Origin of the sequence: uncultured Porphyromonas sp., assembly GCF_938046015.1 — a bacterium.
Classification (GTDB): Bacteria; Bacteroidota; Bacteroidia; order Bacteroidales; family Porphyromonadaceae; genus Porphyromonas.
Window position 1 is genome coordinate 1 of the sequence record NZ_CALIXW010000016.1, and the last position, 13,499, is coordinate 13,499.

General features: G+C 61.4%; 15 protein-coding genes and 2 pseudogenes. 2 read left to right on the top strand and 15 right to left on the bottom strand.

Annotated elements, in window-relative coordinates:
• Positions 1–199: pseudogene (gene eno, locus Q0248_RS01885) on the bottom strand (phosphopyruvate hydratase); the annotation flags it as partial.
• 562 nt (positions 200–761) lie between these two features.
• On the opposite strand from eno, the gene Q0248_RS01890 reads away from it, so the two are divergent.
• Together Q0248_RS01890 and Q0248_RS01895 are read left to right on the top strand one after the other, a co-directional pair.
• Positions 762–1,628 (top strand): YitT family protein, encoded by an 867-nt coding sequence (locus Q0248_RS01890; RefSeq protein WP_211789345.1) that lies wholly within the window; start codon positions 762–764, stop codon positions 1,626–1,628.
• 11 nt (positions 1,629–1,639) lie between these two features.
• A complete protein-coding gene (locus tag Q0248_RS01895) occupies positions 1,640–2,314 on the top strand; it encodes a peptidylprolyl isomerase (RefSeq protein WP_299319086.1) in 675 nt (224 codons plus the stop codon).
• A gap of 82 nt (positions 2,315–2,396) precedes the next feature.
• Here the strand turns inward: Q0248_RS01895 and cls are convergent, their stop codons facing one another.
• The 14 genes and pseudogenes from cls to Q0248_RS01965 form a co-directional block, all read right to left on the bottom strand.
• Positions 2,397–3,824 (bottom strand): cardiolipin synthase, encoded by a 1,428-nt coding sequence (gene cls, locus Q0248_RS01900; RefSeq protein WP_299319088.1) that lies wholly within the window; start codon positions 3,822–3,824, stop codon positions 2,397–2,399.
• Positions 3,825–3,833: 9 nt separating this feature from the next.
• Positions 3,834–4,289, bottom strand: a complete 456-nt coding sequence (locus Q0248_RS01905; protein ID WP_299319091.1) for a Rieske (2Fe-2S) protein — start codon at positions 4,287–4,289, stop codon at positions 3,834–3,836.
• Between the two features lie 5 nt (positions 4,290–4,294).
• Positions 4,295–4,720: an SRPBCC family protein gene (locus Q0248_RS01910; RefSeq protein ID WP_299319092.1), complete on the bottom strand. Its 426-nt coding sequence runs from the start codon at positions 4,718–4,720 to the stop codon at positions 4,295–4,297.
• Positions 4,721–4,754: 34 nt separating this feature from the next.
• The gene (gene pyrE, locus Q0248_RS01915; RefSeq protein WP_299319094.1) at positions 4,755–5,399 is read right to left on the bottom strand and encodes an orotate phosphoribosyltransferase; all 645 of its coding nucleotides are present in this window, start codon (positions 5,397–5,399) and stop codon (positions 4,755–4,757) included.
• A 38-nt stretch (positions 5,400–5,437) separates the two neighbouring features.
• Entirely contained in the window at positions 5,438–6,223 is a 786-nt protein-coding gene (locus tag Q0248_RS01920; protein ID WP_299319096.1) for an amidohydrolase, read from the bottom strand.
• Positions 6,224–6,234: 11 nt separating this feature from the next.
• The gene (locus tag Q0248_RS01925; RefSeq protein WP_299319098.1) at positions 6,235–6,780 is read right to left on the bottom strand and encodes a 1-acyl-sn-glycerol-3-phosphate acyltransferase; all 546 of its coding nucleotides are present in this window, start codon (positions 6,778–6,780) and stop codon (positions 6,235–6,237) included.
• 35 nt (positions 6,781–6,815) lie between these two features.
• Positions 6,816–7,124: a hypothetical protein gene (locus tag Q0248_RS01930; RefSeq protein WP_211789353.1), complete on the bottom strand. Its 309-nt coding sequence runs from the start codon at positions 7,122–7,124 to the stop codon at positions 6,816–6,818.
• A gap of 276 nt (positions 7,125–7,400) precedes the next feature.
• A complete protein-coding gene (locus Q0248_RS01935; RefSeq protein WP_299319100.1) occupies positions 7,401–8,168 on the bottom strand; it encodes an ABC transporter permease in 768 nt (255 codons plus the stop codon).
• Positions 8,155–8,865, bottom strand: coding sequence for an ATP-binding cassette domain-containing protein (locus Q0248_RS01940; RefSeq protein ID WP_299319102.1), 711 nt, complete (start codon positions 8,863–8,865; stop codon positions 8,155–8,157). Before Q0248_RS01940 ends, Q0248_RS01935 begins: the two co-directional genes overlap by 14 nt.
• Positions 8,866–8,884: 19 nt before the next feature.
• Positions 8,885–9,844, bottom strand: a complete 960-nt coding sequence (locus tag Q0248_RS01945; RefSeq protein ID WP_299319104.1) for an ABC transporter substrate-binding protein — start codon at positions 9,842–9,844, stop codon at positions 8,885–8,887.
• Positions 9,845–9,846: 2 nt separating this feature from the next.
• The gene (gene nth / locus Q0248_RS01950; protein ID WP_299319106.1) at positions 9,847–10,512 is read right to left on the bottom strand and encodes an endonuclease III; all 666 of its coding nucleotides are present in this window, start codon (positions 10,510–10,512) and stop codon (positions 9,847–9,849) included.
• Between the two features lie 15 nt (positions 10,513–10,527).
• On the bottom strand, positions 10,528–11,550 hold the full coding sequence (gene pheS / locus Q0248_RS01955; protein ID WP_299319108.1) for a phenylalanine--tRNA ligase subunit alpha: 1,023 nt from the start codon (positions 11,548–11,550) through the stop codon (positions 10,528–10,530).
• Between the two features lie 650 nt (positions 11,551–12,200).
• Positions 12,201–13,199: a glycoside hydrolase family 130 protein gene (locus Q0248_RS01960; protein WP_299319111.1), complete on the bottom strand. Its 999-nt coding sequence runs from the start codon at positions 13,197–13,199 to the stop codon at positions 12,201–12,203.
• A 37-nt stretch (positions 13,200–13,236) separates the two neighbouring features.
• A pseudogene (locus tag Q0248_RS01965) lies at positions 13,237–13,499 on the bottom strand (MFS transporter); the annotation flags it as partial.

The following is a 13,499-nucleotide window of genomic DNA, read 5'->3' on the forward strand; positions in this document are numbered from 1 at the left end:
CAGCCTTGAGGACACCCTTACCGAGGTAGCGTCCCTTGTCTCCGTCACGGAGCTCCAGAGCTTCGTTCTCCCCGGTGGAGGCACCACTAGGTACAGCAGCGCGGCCGATGATACCGCTAGCCAGATGTACGTCTACCTCTACGGTAGGATTCCCACGCGAGTCGAGGATCTCGCGGCCGACGATCTTAATAATTTCCATATCTAAACTAGAATTAGTAAATCTGATACTAAGGCAAAGATACAAATCTTAGCGCAAACTAGAACTAATTATTTAATCGCTCTGCTCAGACCCCGCTTGGAGCCTTGTCCTAAGGCCTTGCGCAGCATCCCTTTCCCTTTACTTTAGCACCCTTCCCAGCGAGCTGCCGAGCTGCTCCGAGCCCCTTCCCTTGGGGCGCTGCTGGGGCCCTTAGTGCGCTCCTCCTCCCCCAGAAGGGCAGGCTGACCGGTATCCCTCAGCGCTCCGACTGCTATCCTTCAGGCTCGTGAGGGACGTCCCTCAGCCTCGTGACTGATATCCCTCAGCGAAGCCCTCCCTTAGCCCTCAGCGCAGTGCGTGGACGCCCCGCCTACCGCGCCTTACTCCTGGGACTTCGTCCCGTGCCGCCCCTTCCCTCCGATTGACCTCCTTGCTTGCGAACTTGGGGCGGCGCAGAGTCCCTTTGTCCAAGGCATAGAGCGTATGCACTAGATGACTTATCTTTGTGAAGACGCTTGGGAGACCAGCGCCCGAACACCTATACTAAGCACATCTCATCAAGATGCCGAAAATCAATGCGAAGCAGGTCCTCACAGACGCTGCGCTGATCCTCTTCGGATCCTTCTTCCTCGCTGTAGGCTACAGCCTGTTCTTGACACCAGCGCATATCAGTCCTGGTGGTGTGTATGGCCTGGCTATGGTGCTGCGCGAGCTCGCCAAGACGCTCTTCGGCCTAGATCTTGGTGTCGGGACGATCGCCCTCTTCTTCAACATCCCCCTCTTCCTACTCGCGATGCACGGCCTGGGTAAGTGGTCAGCGGTCAAGACCGTCGTCACCTTCCTCCTCGTGGCGCTCTTCTCCGACCTCATCGAGCTATGGGCAGCGGGTAAGCCTCTGGTCGAGGAGCCCATCCTCTGCAGCTTCTACGGCGGTGCGATCCTCGGGATCAGCGTCTGGATGATCTTCCAGGCACAGAGTACCTGTGCGGGCACGGACACCCTGGCGCGCGTGCTCTCACGTATGTTCAATACCAAGGTGGGGACGCTCATTATGATCATTGACTCGCTGATCGTCCTGCTGGGGCTGTGGGTCTTCGAGGACTGGAAGGTGCCCCTCTACTCCTGGATCGCCATCTTCATCTACAGCAAGGTCGTCGAGGCACTGCAGCCGCAGAATCCCCACAAATCAGTCTTCATCATCTCTGACCGTATGGAGGAGCTCCGTGAGCAGCTCGTCGGGCGTATGGGCGTGCGTGGTACCTTCCTCCACGGCAAGGGGATGTACACGGGGCAGGAGCGTGAGGTGCTCTTCATCATCATCCAGCGCAAGAACTTCCAGCCGCTCAAGAACCTCGTCCTCGAGCTCGATCCCAAGGCCTTCATCACCACGGCTGACGCCTCCAACGATACCCTTCCCATCCTCATCTGATCTCTATCCCTATGCTTCACCGCTGTCTACTTGGCCTCGCGGCCCTACTGCTCTCCGCAGCCTCGCTCCTCGGGCAGGCGCGCCCTCAGGTACTTGTCGAGACCTCCAAGGGGCCCTTCATCCTCGAGCTCTACAATGAGACGCCCATCCATCGGGATAACTTCCTCCGCCTCGTCGACAGTCGTGCCTACGAGGGCGTACAGTTCCATCGAGTGATCAAGGAGTTCATGATTCAGACGGGGCACCTCGGTACGAAGGGCCTCAATCGTGATGCTCCGCTGCCCCAGGACTCTACGGAGGGCACGATCGCAGGCGAATTCCATCCCGAGCTCTTCGTCCATGTGCGCGGGGCCCTCGCAGCAGCCCGTCAGCCCGATGATATCAATCCCGAGATGCGTAGCTCGGCCTGCCAGTTCTACATCGTCACGGGCAAGTACTACACGGACTTCGACCTTAAGGAGCAGGAAGCGGGGCGGAGCTGGAAGTACAGCGAGGAGCAGAAGAAGCAGTACATGTTTGAGGGCGGAGCTGCTCACCTCGATGGTACCTACACGGTCTTCGGCCGTCTGCTGGACGGCTGGGGGACGGTAGACAAGATCCAGCGCCTCGAGACGGACAACGAGGACCGCCCGCTGAAGAACGTCATCATCAAGCGCATGAGCCGCTATACGCCTAAGGCTAAGTAGGCAAGCAGGCAAAAGGCGCGGGGGCTGCCGGATCCGATCGAGATCCAGCAGCCCCCGCGCCTTTGATGGCTATAGGTACAAATTAAAGGAGTGGTGCGAAGAGGCGCATGACGGACTCTGCGAAGCGTACGCGCCAGCCGCGCTGCGCCCAGCTCTCTGCCTCGAGGCGGAGGCAGGAGCGCTTGTCCTCCTCGAAGATCTGCCTTAGACGTCGTGTCATGCCCTCGTCGTAGAGGATACCCGCGATCTCGAAGTTGTGCTCCAGGCTACGGAAGTCCATATTGGCCGAGCCAATCGAGGCGATGCGCTCGTCGATGAGGAGCAGCTTGGAGTGGAGGAAGCCCGCTTGGTAGCGGTAGACTTCGACGCCTGCCTCGAGGAGCTGCGCAAGGTAGGAGTTAGCCGCGTAGGTCGTCAGTCGCGAGTCCGTGCGGTCGGGGATCATCAGCTCGACCTTGACCCCTGCAAGCGCTGCCGTGATGAGTGCGTTGTTGAGATTCTCCGTCGGTAGGAAGTAGGGGGTCTCGATGGCGATGGAGCGATTGGCGCGGCTGATGAGGTAGATGATGGCCTGCTCGAGGACGTGCCAGTGGGTGAAGGGGCCGCCCTGGACGAACTGGATGGAGGGCGAATAGGCATTAGCTAGGGCGTTGGGATCGAAGTAGCGATCCATGTTCACCACCTTGCGCGAGACGGTGTACCAGTCGCTGAGGAAGGAGCTCTGAAGCCCTGCCACAGCCACCCCCGTGATGCGGAAGTGCGTATCACGCCAGCGTCCGAGCTGGTTCCCCGTGAGGTAGCGCTGGGCAAAGTTCATCCCCCCGACATAGCCGATGGAGCCGTCGATGACGACGATCTTGCGGTGATTGCGGTAGTTCACCGTCGTGGAGAGTAGAGGGAAGGCTACGCGCATAAAGGCATAGACCTGTATGCCTGCCTCGCGCATACGACGCCAGTAGCTGCTGGGGACATCGTAGGAGCCGAGGTGGTCGTAGATGATGCGTATCGTGACACCCTCCTCCGCCTTGCGTATCAGGACCTCGGTCAGGCGGTCGAGTACCGTGTCCGCGCCGAAGATATAGGCCTGCAGGTGGATGTACTCCTCGGCTCGCTCGAGGTCGACGAAGAGCGCCTCATACATATCATAGCCCCAGGTGTAGACTTCCATGGACTCGAGCTGCAGCAGCGGGCTGTTGGAGTTGCGCTGCAGCAGCTGTATGATCTGCTGGTGCTCCTCGGTGACCTGGCGGCGCTTGAGCAGGTGCTCGGGGAGGGCTAGACGCTGTGGGCGCCGCATCAGACGCCGATAGAAGCGTCTGCTGATGCTATGCAGGCGTCGCTGGTCCTGCCCGAAGACGATATAGGCCATGAGGCCGAAGACCGGGATCAGCCCCACGATGAAGATCCAGGCGGAGGCCTTCAGTGGGTTGCGGTTCTCGCTCAGAACAGTCGCGATCACCCCGAGGATGGTGAGTATGTAGGCAATCACTAGCCAGGCGGAGAGCTCCATAGTCCGATACTAATTAGCAATGAGGAGGCGGTAGCGATCCAGCGGGTGCACACGGTAGCGCAGTAGCGGGCTACGGGCTGGCCCTGCGATGGGGGCACCGAGGCCGCTTAGCAGCTCGTAACTGCTGTGGCAGGAGGGACAGTCGAGCTGCGTCTCTCTCAGCTCGAGGCGCACCAGTTGCCCTAGCTCGTGGGGGCAGGCTAGGTCGTAGGCGAAGTAGTCCGCTTGGCCCGTGAGGCCATGGACGACGACAAGACCTCGTAGACCTATGCGGGCGCTGGCCGTCGGGGGCTCGGTGACCGTAGCGATGCCACCTGGAGCAAGGAGCGCGCGGTAGCGGCTATCCTGCAGCTCTAGACGACAAGCGACGGAGCCTGCAGGAGACACCGGGCTATCGGTCTCACTGCAGGCTCCGAGGAGGAAGGCTAGACCGAGGAGGAGGTATCCAGCTCGGAGGGGCTCCATAGCGTCTAGTAGTTGTAGGGGATCATCGCCAGCATGTCAGCGAGCTTGTCTACCCCTTCCTGTAGCTTGCCGCCGATCATCTTCTTGAGGAAGAAATTGAGGTCGGCGCGTAGCGTGAGGCGGAGGCGTGTGTCTCCTGGGGCTGGCTCGAGGAGCTGTATCCAGATGGTCAGATCGATCGGGGACTGGTCGGTGGCCAGCTTGATCGTCTCTTCGGGGCTACGCTCCACGATACGTAGGACGAGGCGTCCCGCACCTGGGATGACGAAGGCGCAGCTGTCGTTGTCTATCGCCTCGATGCTGATCTTCTCACGTGCCTCCTCGGGCAGTCGATCCTGAATGGAGGCGAGGCCCCCGAGGTTGGAGAGGCGATCGTACACACGGCTGCGTGGGGCAGCGATGGTCTTGATATTACTTACGTAGTCACTCATTGTGGATTCCTATTAGTTAGCTACTAGCGGGGCACTAGGGGCGTCCCGTCCACTGGTCGGGGGCCTTACGCCATTCCTTGAGCAGGGCCTCGTCCTCAGGGCTGATGTAGCCTGTGGCCAGCGCCTGGGCGATGACGGCGTCGTAGTGGCTGAGGGTGACCAGGCGAAGGCCTGCTGCGGCGAAGGCCTCTTCTGCCTGTGGAAAGCCGTGGGTGTAGACGGCTACCATCCCGAGGACTTCGCTGCCTGCACGACGCAGCGCCTCTACGGCCTTGAGGCTGCTACCGCCCGTGGAGATCAGATCCTCGATGACGAGTACGCGGCTCGCAGGGGGGAGCTCGCCCTCGATCTGGTTGCCCATGCCGTGATCCTTAGCTGCAGGACGCACGTAGACGAAGGGCAGTCCTAGGAGGTCTGCTACCAGGGCCCCTTGGGCAATGGCCCCCGTAGCTACCCCGGCGATGACCTCGGGCTGGCCGAACTCCTCACGGATGGCTGCCGCCAGCTCGGTCTTGATCAGGCTGCGTACTTCGGGGTAGGAGAGGGTGACGCGGTTGTCGCAGTAGATGGGGGACTTCCAGCCCGAGGCCCAGGTGAAGGGTGCGTCGGGTTGGAGCTTGACGGCCTTGACCTTCAGGAGCGCCTCGGCGATGCGCTGTGCGCGTGATGTCGTATTCATTGATCTATATGAGTAGGGTTGGTGTCGTGTACTTGGGACTAGGGCTCAAGGGTGAAGCGGTCGGCGTCTGCCCAGACGGGGAACTTACGTCGCAGCTCACTGAGGGGCTCGTAGCTGAGGCTGCCACAGACCACCCCTTCGGTACCTGCTGCAGCCTCGGCAATGACTTCACCTCGAGGATTGATGAGGGCGCTGTCCCCTGTGTAGATGAGCCCCTGTGGGTCGGAGCCGACGCGGTTGACGCCGACGACGTAGCAGAGGTTCTCCATTGCGCGGGCTCGGAGCAGCGTCTGCCAGACGGCGCGGCGGGGCTTCGGCCAGTTGGCCACCACGAGAATGAGGTCGTACTCCTTGTCCACGTTGCGGCACCACACGGGGAAGCGTAGGTCATAGCACACGAGGGGCAGGATGCGCCAGCCTCGATAGCTGAAGATGCGGCGCTCAGTAGCGGGCTGTACGTAGCCGCGCTCTCCCCCTGGGGCGAAGAGATGCCGCTTAGGCTGCAGCTGCACCTGTCCCTCCTCGTCGATGAGGAAGAAGGCATTGTACAGCTGTCCCTCAAGGGTGGTGAGTAGACTCCCCGCGAGTGCCTTGTCGTAGTGACGTGCCAGGCGGCTGAGCTCCTCCAGCTGCCGTCCCTCACGATCGGCATAGTCCGCTGCAGTAGCCGAGAAGCCTGTGAGGATGGTCTCGGGGAAGACAAGTAGGTCGGCAGTCCCCTGGCCGTGGAGCTGCTCCTCGATATAGCGGAGGTTGGACTCGGGCTCATTCCATAGGATGGGGCACTGGACGGCGGCTACTCGGAGCTCAGGGCTCGGCTGCATGACTTGGGCGCTTAGGGAGTGAACTGCTCGGGGTACTTCGCCTGCTCGGCGCTGTAGCGGCTGCGGATGTAGGCAAGGTCGCGCTCTAGGTCACCCGTAGGATGGAAGACCTCCGTAATGCCTACGACCTTATCCTTGTAGTTGATGACGGCGAGCTCTATGGGGAGCCCTGCAGCCTGCGCGATGTGGTAGAAGCCGCTCTTCCACTTCTCGCCTCGCTTACGCGTACCCTCGGGGGTGATGGCGATGTGCATCTCCCCGCGCTGACGCAGCAGCTGCTGGATGCGCTCTACGGTCTGGCTGCGCTCCGAGCGGTTGACGGGTACGCCGCCTAGGGCTCGGAGGATGGAGGAGAGGGGGAAGAAGAACCAGTCGCTCTTCATCAGGAAGCCCGAGCGTATACCTACAGCCCAGGAGAAGAGTAGCCCGATGAAGAAGTCCGCATTACTGGTATGAGGGGCGACACAGATGACGCTGCCTGCTGGATGATCCTGCGGCAAGGCCTCGACCTTCCAGCCGAGGATGCGGAGGAGCGTCTGTGCAAGTTTCTTACGCAAAGTCGTATCAATATCTTGTGATGCGGGCTAAGGCCTTAGCCCTTGATGCCGTAGATCCCCTCGACAAAGAGGTCAAGGCGATCCGAGAAGTCCGCCACGTGCTGGGCGATATGCTGACGCAGCCCACGGTAGTAGGCTCGGATGAGGCGGGGATTGTCCTTGCCGTCGGGGTGAGCCACGCGGCGGAGGCTGTCGTCCGTCAGCACCATGATGTCATCCATCAGTTCCTCCAGCTCCAGCTCCATGCTCTGACCCGTCGCCAGAGAGCGTAGGATGATCGCTTCGTCGAAAAGCTGGGTCACCTCTAGGATGATTTCTTTCTTGAGTTGTCGCTTACTAGCCATAGTCCTTCGAGTGGGCTGGGGGATCAGGAAGCCTAAGGAGAGCTCCTTCGCTTGGCCCCTCGCCACAAGGTCAAAGATACTAGAAATCCCGCTATTCCCTGCCGCAAGGCCTTTGGACGCGGCTCGTGAGGGATAGCTCTAGCAGGTCGCGTAGACTGCGGGGAGCGCATTCTACACGGCTGCCGAGTGCGCTATCTCCCTAGGCTAAGGGCTGATGTCGGTGAGGAGAGAGAGATGCCTAAGTATCCTCACGCTAGTGGTGAGCGGCTTAGATGCCTAGAGCGGCTGCTCGCTGGCACGCTGTGTCCAGGGGCAGAGTAGCGCCTCGAGGAGGTCGATGAGGACGAAGATGCTAAGCCCAATCACGCTCAGCAGGGCGATCCCTGCATACATATCTAAGTAGTCGATGCGCATCCAGGCGTCCGTGATGTAGTAGCCCAGCCCAAGTGTCGTGCCGTAGGTCTCAGTGATGAAGAGCACCGAGATGGCCGTACCGAGGGCGATGCGTAGGGCAGAGAGGAAGGCGGGCAGTACCGCGGGCAGAAGGATGTGCCGTAGGCGTGCGCTCCAGCTAGCGCCGAGGCTCTGCAGCAGGGCGAAGTGCTCCGCAGGAATCTGCAGGAGGGCATCGCGCATCGTCACCGCCAGCTGGAAGAGGATGATCAGGACGATCATGATGACCTTGGTCGCCTCACCGAGCCCAGCTAGGAGCATGACGACAGGGAGCAGGGCCAGCTTCGGAATGGGGTAGGAGAAGTAGATGAAGGTCGAGAGGCTACGGCCGAAGCGCGGTAGACTGACCATGCCGAGGGCAAGGAGCCAGCCGAGGAGGCTGGCCAAAGCAATGCCCCAGGCAATGCGAGCAAGGCTCTGCAGACTATGCTCTGCGAGAGCCGTCCAGTCCATCTGTAGCATGTGTCGGTAGACCTGCCAAGGGGCGGGCAGTACCTCGCTGCGGAGGGCTAGATAGCCGATGACCCAGAGGACGTGCAGGAGCAGCGCCCCTAGGGCGAGCTGTAGGAGGTGGGATCTAAAGCGTCTCATAGCTCTGGCGTAGTCGCTGGGTGAGGAGCTCGAGGTTCGGTGAGCTAAGGTCCGCCAGGAGCTGGCTGGGCTGTCCCCCGAAGACGAGGGTACGCCGAGAGAGCTCCAGCGCCTCCTGAGGGCTGTGCGTCACGATGAGGGTCGGGGTAGGGTAGGCGTGCCAGAGCTCTAGGAAGAGCTGACGCGAGCGCTCGGCCGTAGCGATGTCTAGCGCGGAGAAGGCTTCGTCTAGCAGCAGTAGATCGGGCTGCATGAAGAAGGCTCGGGCTAGGGCGATGCGCTGGCGCTGACCTCCGCTGAGCTCCTGTGGGTAGCGGTCGAGGAGCGTACTGAGGCCTAGGGTGTCTAGGATGGCGCGCTGCTGCTCGGGCTGGACGAGGCGCTTGCCGAGGGCGGCGGGGAGCTGGAGGTTGGCTCGAACTCGCTTCCACGGTAGGAGACCGTACTGCTGCGGGACGAGGGCGATCTGCTGGTGCTGTGGGTCGAGCGGTTGCCCCTTGAGGCGGATGCTGCCACTCATGGGCGTGAGGATGCCCGCGAGGGTATGCAGGAGGGAGGACTTGCCGCAGCCCGAGGGCCCCATGATGCAGCAGATCTCATCCCTCTGGAGCGACAAAGAAAGACCAGAGAGCACCGCGGTCTGCTGGTGCCCTCTGGAGGGGTAGCTGATGCTGAGATCGGTAATCTCTAGTGCCATGTATCTCGTGGGCGAGTGCTTACTGCAGGTCGGGGAGCGGAGGCACGAGCCCTGTAGCCTGATAGCTGTGGGGGACGAGCTTCTTGGTCTTCATCCACTCGAGGATGGGGGCAAAGTGCGTCGTGTCGGGGCTGGCGGCTGGATGATAGTCGGGGAGCTGCAGCTGCAGGGCTACCTCGGGGGGGATGCCTAGAAGCTGGACGATAGAGCCCACCCACTCCTCACGCGGTGTCTGCTGCATGTAGGCTATAGCCTTATTATATCCCTTAATGAGGGAGACGACGGCAGGGCGTTTGGTCTCGTAGCTCTTGCTGAGGAGGGCGAGACCTGTGATATGCTCGATGATCCCATCGGGTAGGCTGACCACACGCAGCCCCTTGGTCGCGGCGAGGGTAGCGAAGGGCTCGGGCAGGATCGCCGCGTCGAGCTCACCCGAGCGCAGCATCTCCAGGCGGATGGGTACCTTCTGCACCTCCACGGGCGTGAAGGGGAGGGTCTTGCCCTTAGGGGATACCAGCGCCTTCTCCGTAGCGTACTCGATGACGGTGTGGGAGGAGAGGCCGATATGCTTGCCCTCTAGGTCGGAGAGGCGCATGAGGTCTTCGTTGTGCCCGAAGGCCAGGCGGAAGCTCCCCTGAGTAGCCACGGGGAGGACGAGCTCCTGCCCCTTGCTCTGCAGCAGCATGGCGCTCATGTAGTCTGTGATTGATCCGTCCACCGAGCCCGTCTGTAGGGCGGCATCGCGCTCCATAGGCGAGGAGAAGCGGACGAGCTCCACCGAGTCGTCGAAGAAGCCATGCTCGGAGGCAACCGCTATGGGGAGGTAGTCTACCGAAGGCATGATCCCCAGGGTGAGGGCGGGCTGCTTGCCAGTCTTGCGTCCCCCAGTGAGGCACGAACTCAGGATCCCCGCCGTGAGCGCGAGGCCTAGGGCGAGGGTGCCTAGGAGGGCCTTCCGATGCTTGGGCTGCTGTACCATGACTAGTTCTTTGATGATTTGCTTTGCTTACGTTGGGCCGCAGCGTAGTAGCGGCAGAGGAAGCTCAGTCCGCACTCCGAGCACTTGGGCTTGCGAGCTAGGCAGACATAGCGCCCGTGGAGGATGAGCCAGTGGTGGGCCTTCGGGATGAGCTCCTCGGGGATGTACTTGATGAGGGTGAGCTCGGTGGCGAGCGGCGTCCTGGAGTTCGTCGTCAGCCCGATGCGGTTCGCCACGCGGAAGACGTGGGTGTCGACGGCCATCGTGGGCTGCTGGAAGATGACGGAGGCGATGACGTTGGCCGTCTTGCGCCCGACCCCTGGCAGCTTCATCAGCTCCTCTCGCTCCTCGGGTACCTCACCGCCGTAGTCGGCGACGAGGCGCTGCGCTGTGCCGACGAGGTAGCCCGCCTTGGCCTTGGGGTAGCTGATGCTGCGGATGAGCTCGAAGATGTCCTCCACCTCAGCCCGAGCCATCAGCTCAGCCGTCGGGTACTGGAGGAAGAGGGCGGGCGTCACGAGGTTCACCCGCTTGTCCGTGCACTGCGCCGAGAGGATGACGGCCACGAGCAGCTCGAAGGGGCTGCGGTAGTTCAGCTCCGTCTCGGCCACAGGCATGTGCTCCTCGAACCATGCTATGACGCCCCTATAGCGCTCGCTGCGTGTCACGCCTTATCCTTGTTACTAGCGGCCTGCGCCCTTGAACTGCTCGAGGAAGCGCACATCGTTCTCCGAGAAGAGACGCAGGTCACTCACGCGGTACTTGAGGTTGGTGATGCGCTCGATACCCATGCCGAGGGCGTAGCCGGAGTACTTCTTGCTGTCGATGCCGCAGTTCTCCAGCACGTTGGGGTCCACCATGCCGCAGCCGAGGATCTCGACCCAGCCCGTGTGCTTGCAGAAGTTACAGCCCGTCCCCCCGCAGATGTTGCAGGAGATATCCATCTCGGCCGAGGGCTCGGTGAAGGGGAAGTAGGAGGGGCGCAGACGGATCTTGGTATCGGCGCCGAAGAGCTCCTGCGCGAAGTAGAGGAGGACCTGCTTGAGGTCTGCGAAGGACACGTTCTGGTCGATGTATAGCGCCTCTACCTGGTGGAAGAAGCAGTGCGCGCGGTAGGAGATGGCCTCATTGCGGTACACGCGCCCTGGGCAGATGATGCGGATCGGCGGCTCGGAGGACAGCATGGCGCGCGTCTGCACCGAGGAGGTGTGCGTGCGCAGCAGCGTGCCCGGGACATTGCTCACGAAGAAGGTATCCTGCATGTCGCGCGCGGGGTGATCCTCTGCGAAGTTGAGCGCGGAGAAGACGTGCCAGTCATCCTCGATCTCGGGGCCCTCGGCGATGGAGAAGCCGAGGCGGGAGAAGATCTCCGTGATCTCCTGCTGGACGAGCGTCAGGGGGTGGCGCGTGCCGAGAGGCGTGGGGTAGGCGCTACGTGACCAGTCGATATCGCTGTGGCTCGTCCCTTGGCCGGCGAGGGCTGTGCGCAGCTCGTTGATGCGGCTCGTGGCGAGCTCCTTGAGCTCATTAAGCTGCTGCCCGACGAGGCGCTTCTGCTCGCTGGGCACGGTCTTGAAGGCATCGAAGAGCTGGGGGATAAGTCCCTTCTTACTGATATACTTGATGCGCAGCTCCTCCAGCTCCTGCACGGTCTGTGCGCTGAGCGCGAGGAGCTCGGCCTTTAGCTGTTCTATTCTCTCTTGCATGATGGTGCTTGACTTGTTGCGCGCAAAGTTAAGGAATTCCGCGCACCTACCTGGGGCGGAGTACAGCAGCATCAGGGAGGAGTCCTCGTAATGAGCGCGGGACGAGGCTCCTTGGCCCTCGGGAGCAAGCACCCTCCTAAGCTCAAGGGAGGCGGAGCCCTAGGGTAGCACTTGTGAGGGATATCCGTGGAGAAGCTGAGGGACATCCCTCACGCTCGTCACCGACGGCACTCAGCTCTCTGACTGCTATCCCTCAGCGAGCTACTCGTGGCTCGCTCCGTTCCCTCCCTCTGCGGTCGCATGCTCGAGGAGCTTGGACTAGGCTCCTTTGCTCCCTAGCGCAGAAGCGACCTAAGGCGCTTCGCGAGAGCCGAGCTTCGCGGCCGACTAATGCCCTGCGGCGGCATGTTGCTTCGCCTCGAGGAGCTGCCGCAGGGTCGTCTCCGCAGGGCCGGGAATTTTCGTGCGCAAGAAAATAAATTTCTGTGCGCACACAAATAAATTTTCTTGCGCACGGAAATTTGGAGCCTTGCCCGAGTCTTGGCAATGGCACTCACAGCTACGCATGCCTTCATCCTCTATATACGGAGCGCGCCCCACGGAGAACTGTCTCCGCGGGGCGCGCTGTAGGAATGCTCTAAGGGCGAGCCTTAGATGATTGAGTGCTTCTTGGTGAACTCTACGATCTCATCGATATAGCCGAAGGCCAGACCCGTGACGGTGTCGGCGCAGCCGTAGTAGATGGCGATACGGCCCGTCTCAGCGTCGTGCAGGGCGGCGCAGGGGAAGGTCACGTTGGGCACATCACCCATGCACTCGTACTGCTCGCGTGGGGAGATGAGGTAGGGGCCAGAGCGGAACTTGACCTTCCAGGGCTCATCGAGGTCTAGCAGCGCGGAGCCGAAGGCGTAGACGAAGCCATTGCAGGAGGCCAGTACCCCGTGGTAGATCAGCAGCCAGCCTTCGCTCGTCTCGATGGGAATGGGACCCGCACCGATCTTGGTGCACTGCCAAGCGCTGTCCTCGAAGGGCGCAGGGCTCATCACATGACGATGACGACCCCAGAACTCCAGGTCGGGCGACTCGCTATAGAAGATGTCGCCGAAGGGCGTGTGGCCGTTGTCGCTGGGACGGCTCAGCATGGCGAACTTGCCGTTGAACTTGCGGGGGAAGAGTACACCATTGCGGTTGAAGGGCAGGAAGGCGTTCTCCAGCTGGTGGAAGGTCTTGAAGTCCGTGGTGTAGGCTACGCCGATTGTGGGGCCGTGATAGCCATTGCACCAGGTCACATAGTAGCGGTCCTCGATGAAGACGACACGGGGGTCATAGCCGTAGACCCACTGGCCGATCTCCTTGTCCTTGCACTCGAAGGTCAGGGGCTCGGGGTTGATATTCCAGTTGATGGCGTCGTCGCTGAAGCCTACGTGCAGGCGCATACGGCGGTTGGTGTCATCGCAGCGGAAGACTCCAGCGTAGCCTTCGCCGAAGCGGACGACGGCACTATTGAAGATGCTATTGGAGGTGGGGAGGAGGTCGCGGGGGATGATGGGATTAGCGCTGTAGCGCCATACGACTTCCTTGGAGCCCGCGGGGCGTTCTTCCCAGGGCATGTTGGGGAGAGCCTCCCCGACGATCTTGAGCTTGCTCATATACGAGATATAATGAATAATGAACGGAGGATAATGCTTAGGCAGCTGCCTCCTGCTTCGCGCTGTGAGCGAAGGGAAGGCGCAGGGAGAGGAGGATGACAGGGACGGTCACCAGCAGGACGAGGTAGAAGAAATACTCGTACCCCAGGCGCTCGGCGAGCCAGCCGCTCAGCATCCCCGGGATCATGACGCTGAGGTTCATCAGGCTATTGGCGAAGGCGTAGTGCGCCATCTGGTACTTGCCCGGGGCGATCTGCTGCATCATGAAGAGGGTGATCCCGACGAAGCCGAAGCCATAGC

What these genes read in the sequence shown, in the direction of transcription:
- Q0248_RS01890 (WP_211789345.1), top strand. Translation starts at nt 762, where the DNA reads ATGCCGAAAATCAATGCGAAGCAGGTCCTCACAGACGCTGCGCTGATC.
- Q0248_RS01895 (WP_299319086.1), top strand. Translation starts at nt 1,640, where the DNA reads ATGCTTCACCGCTGTCTACTTGGCCTCGCGGCCCTACTGCTCTCCGCA.
- cls (WP_299319088.1), bottom strand. Translation starts at nt 3,824, where the DNA reads ATGGAGCTCTCCGCCTGGCTAGTGATTGCCTACATACTCACCATCCTC.
- Q0248_RS01905 (WP_299319091.1), bottom strand. Translation starts at nt 4,289, where the DNA reads ATGGAGCCCCTCCGAGCTGGATACCTCCTCCTCGGTCTAGCCTTCCTC.
- Q0248_RS01910 (WP_299319092.1), bottom strand. Translation starts at nt 4,720, where the DNA reads ATGAGTGACTACGTAAGTAATATCAAGACCATCGCTGCCCCACGCAGC.
- pyrE (WP_299319094.1), bottom strand. Translation starts at nt 5,399, where the DNA reads ATGAATACGACATCACGCGCACAGCGCATCGCCGAGGCGCTCCTGAAG.
- Q0248_RS01920 (WP_299319096.1), bottom strand. Translation starts at nt 6,223, where the DNA reads ATGCAGCCGAGCCCTGAGCTCCGAGTAGCCGCCGTCCAGTGCCCCATC.
- Q0248_RS01930 (WP_211789353.1), bottom strand. Translation starts at nt 7,124, where the DNA reads ATGGCTAGTAAGCGACAACTCAAGAAAGAAATCATCCTAGAGGTGACC.
- Q0248_RS01935 (WP_299319100.1), bottom strand. Translation starts at nt 8,168, where the DNA reads ATGAGACGCTTTAGATCCCACCTCCTACAGCTCGCCCTAGGGGCGCTG.
- Q0248_RS01940 (WP_299319102.1), bottom strand. Translation starts at nt 8,865, where the DNA reads ATGGCACTAGAGATTACCGATCTCAGCATCAGCTACCCCTCCAGAGGG.
- Q0248_RS01945 (WP_299319104.1), bottom strand. Translation starts at nt 9,844, where the DNA reads ATGGTACAGCAGCCCAAGCATCGGAAGGCCCTCCTAGGCACCCTCGCC.
- pheS (WP_299319108.1), bottom strand. Translation starts at nt 11,550, where the DNA reads ATGCAAGAGAGAATAGAACAGCTAAAGGCCGAGCTCCTCGCGCTCAGC.
- Q0248_RS01960 (WP_299319111.1), bottom strand. Translation starts at nt 13,199, where the DNA reads ATGAGCAAGCTCAAGATCGTCGGGGAGGCTCTCCCCAACATGCCCTGG.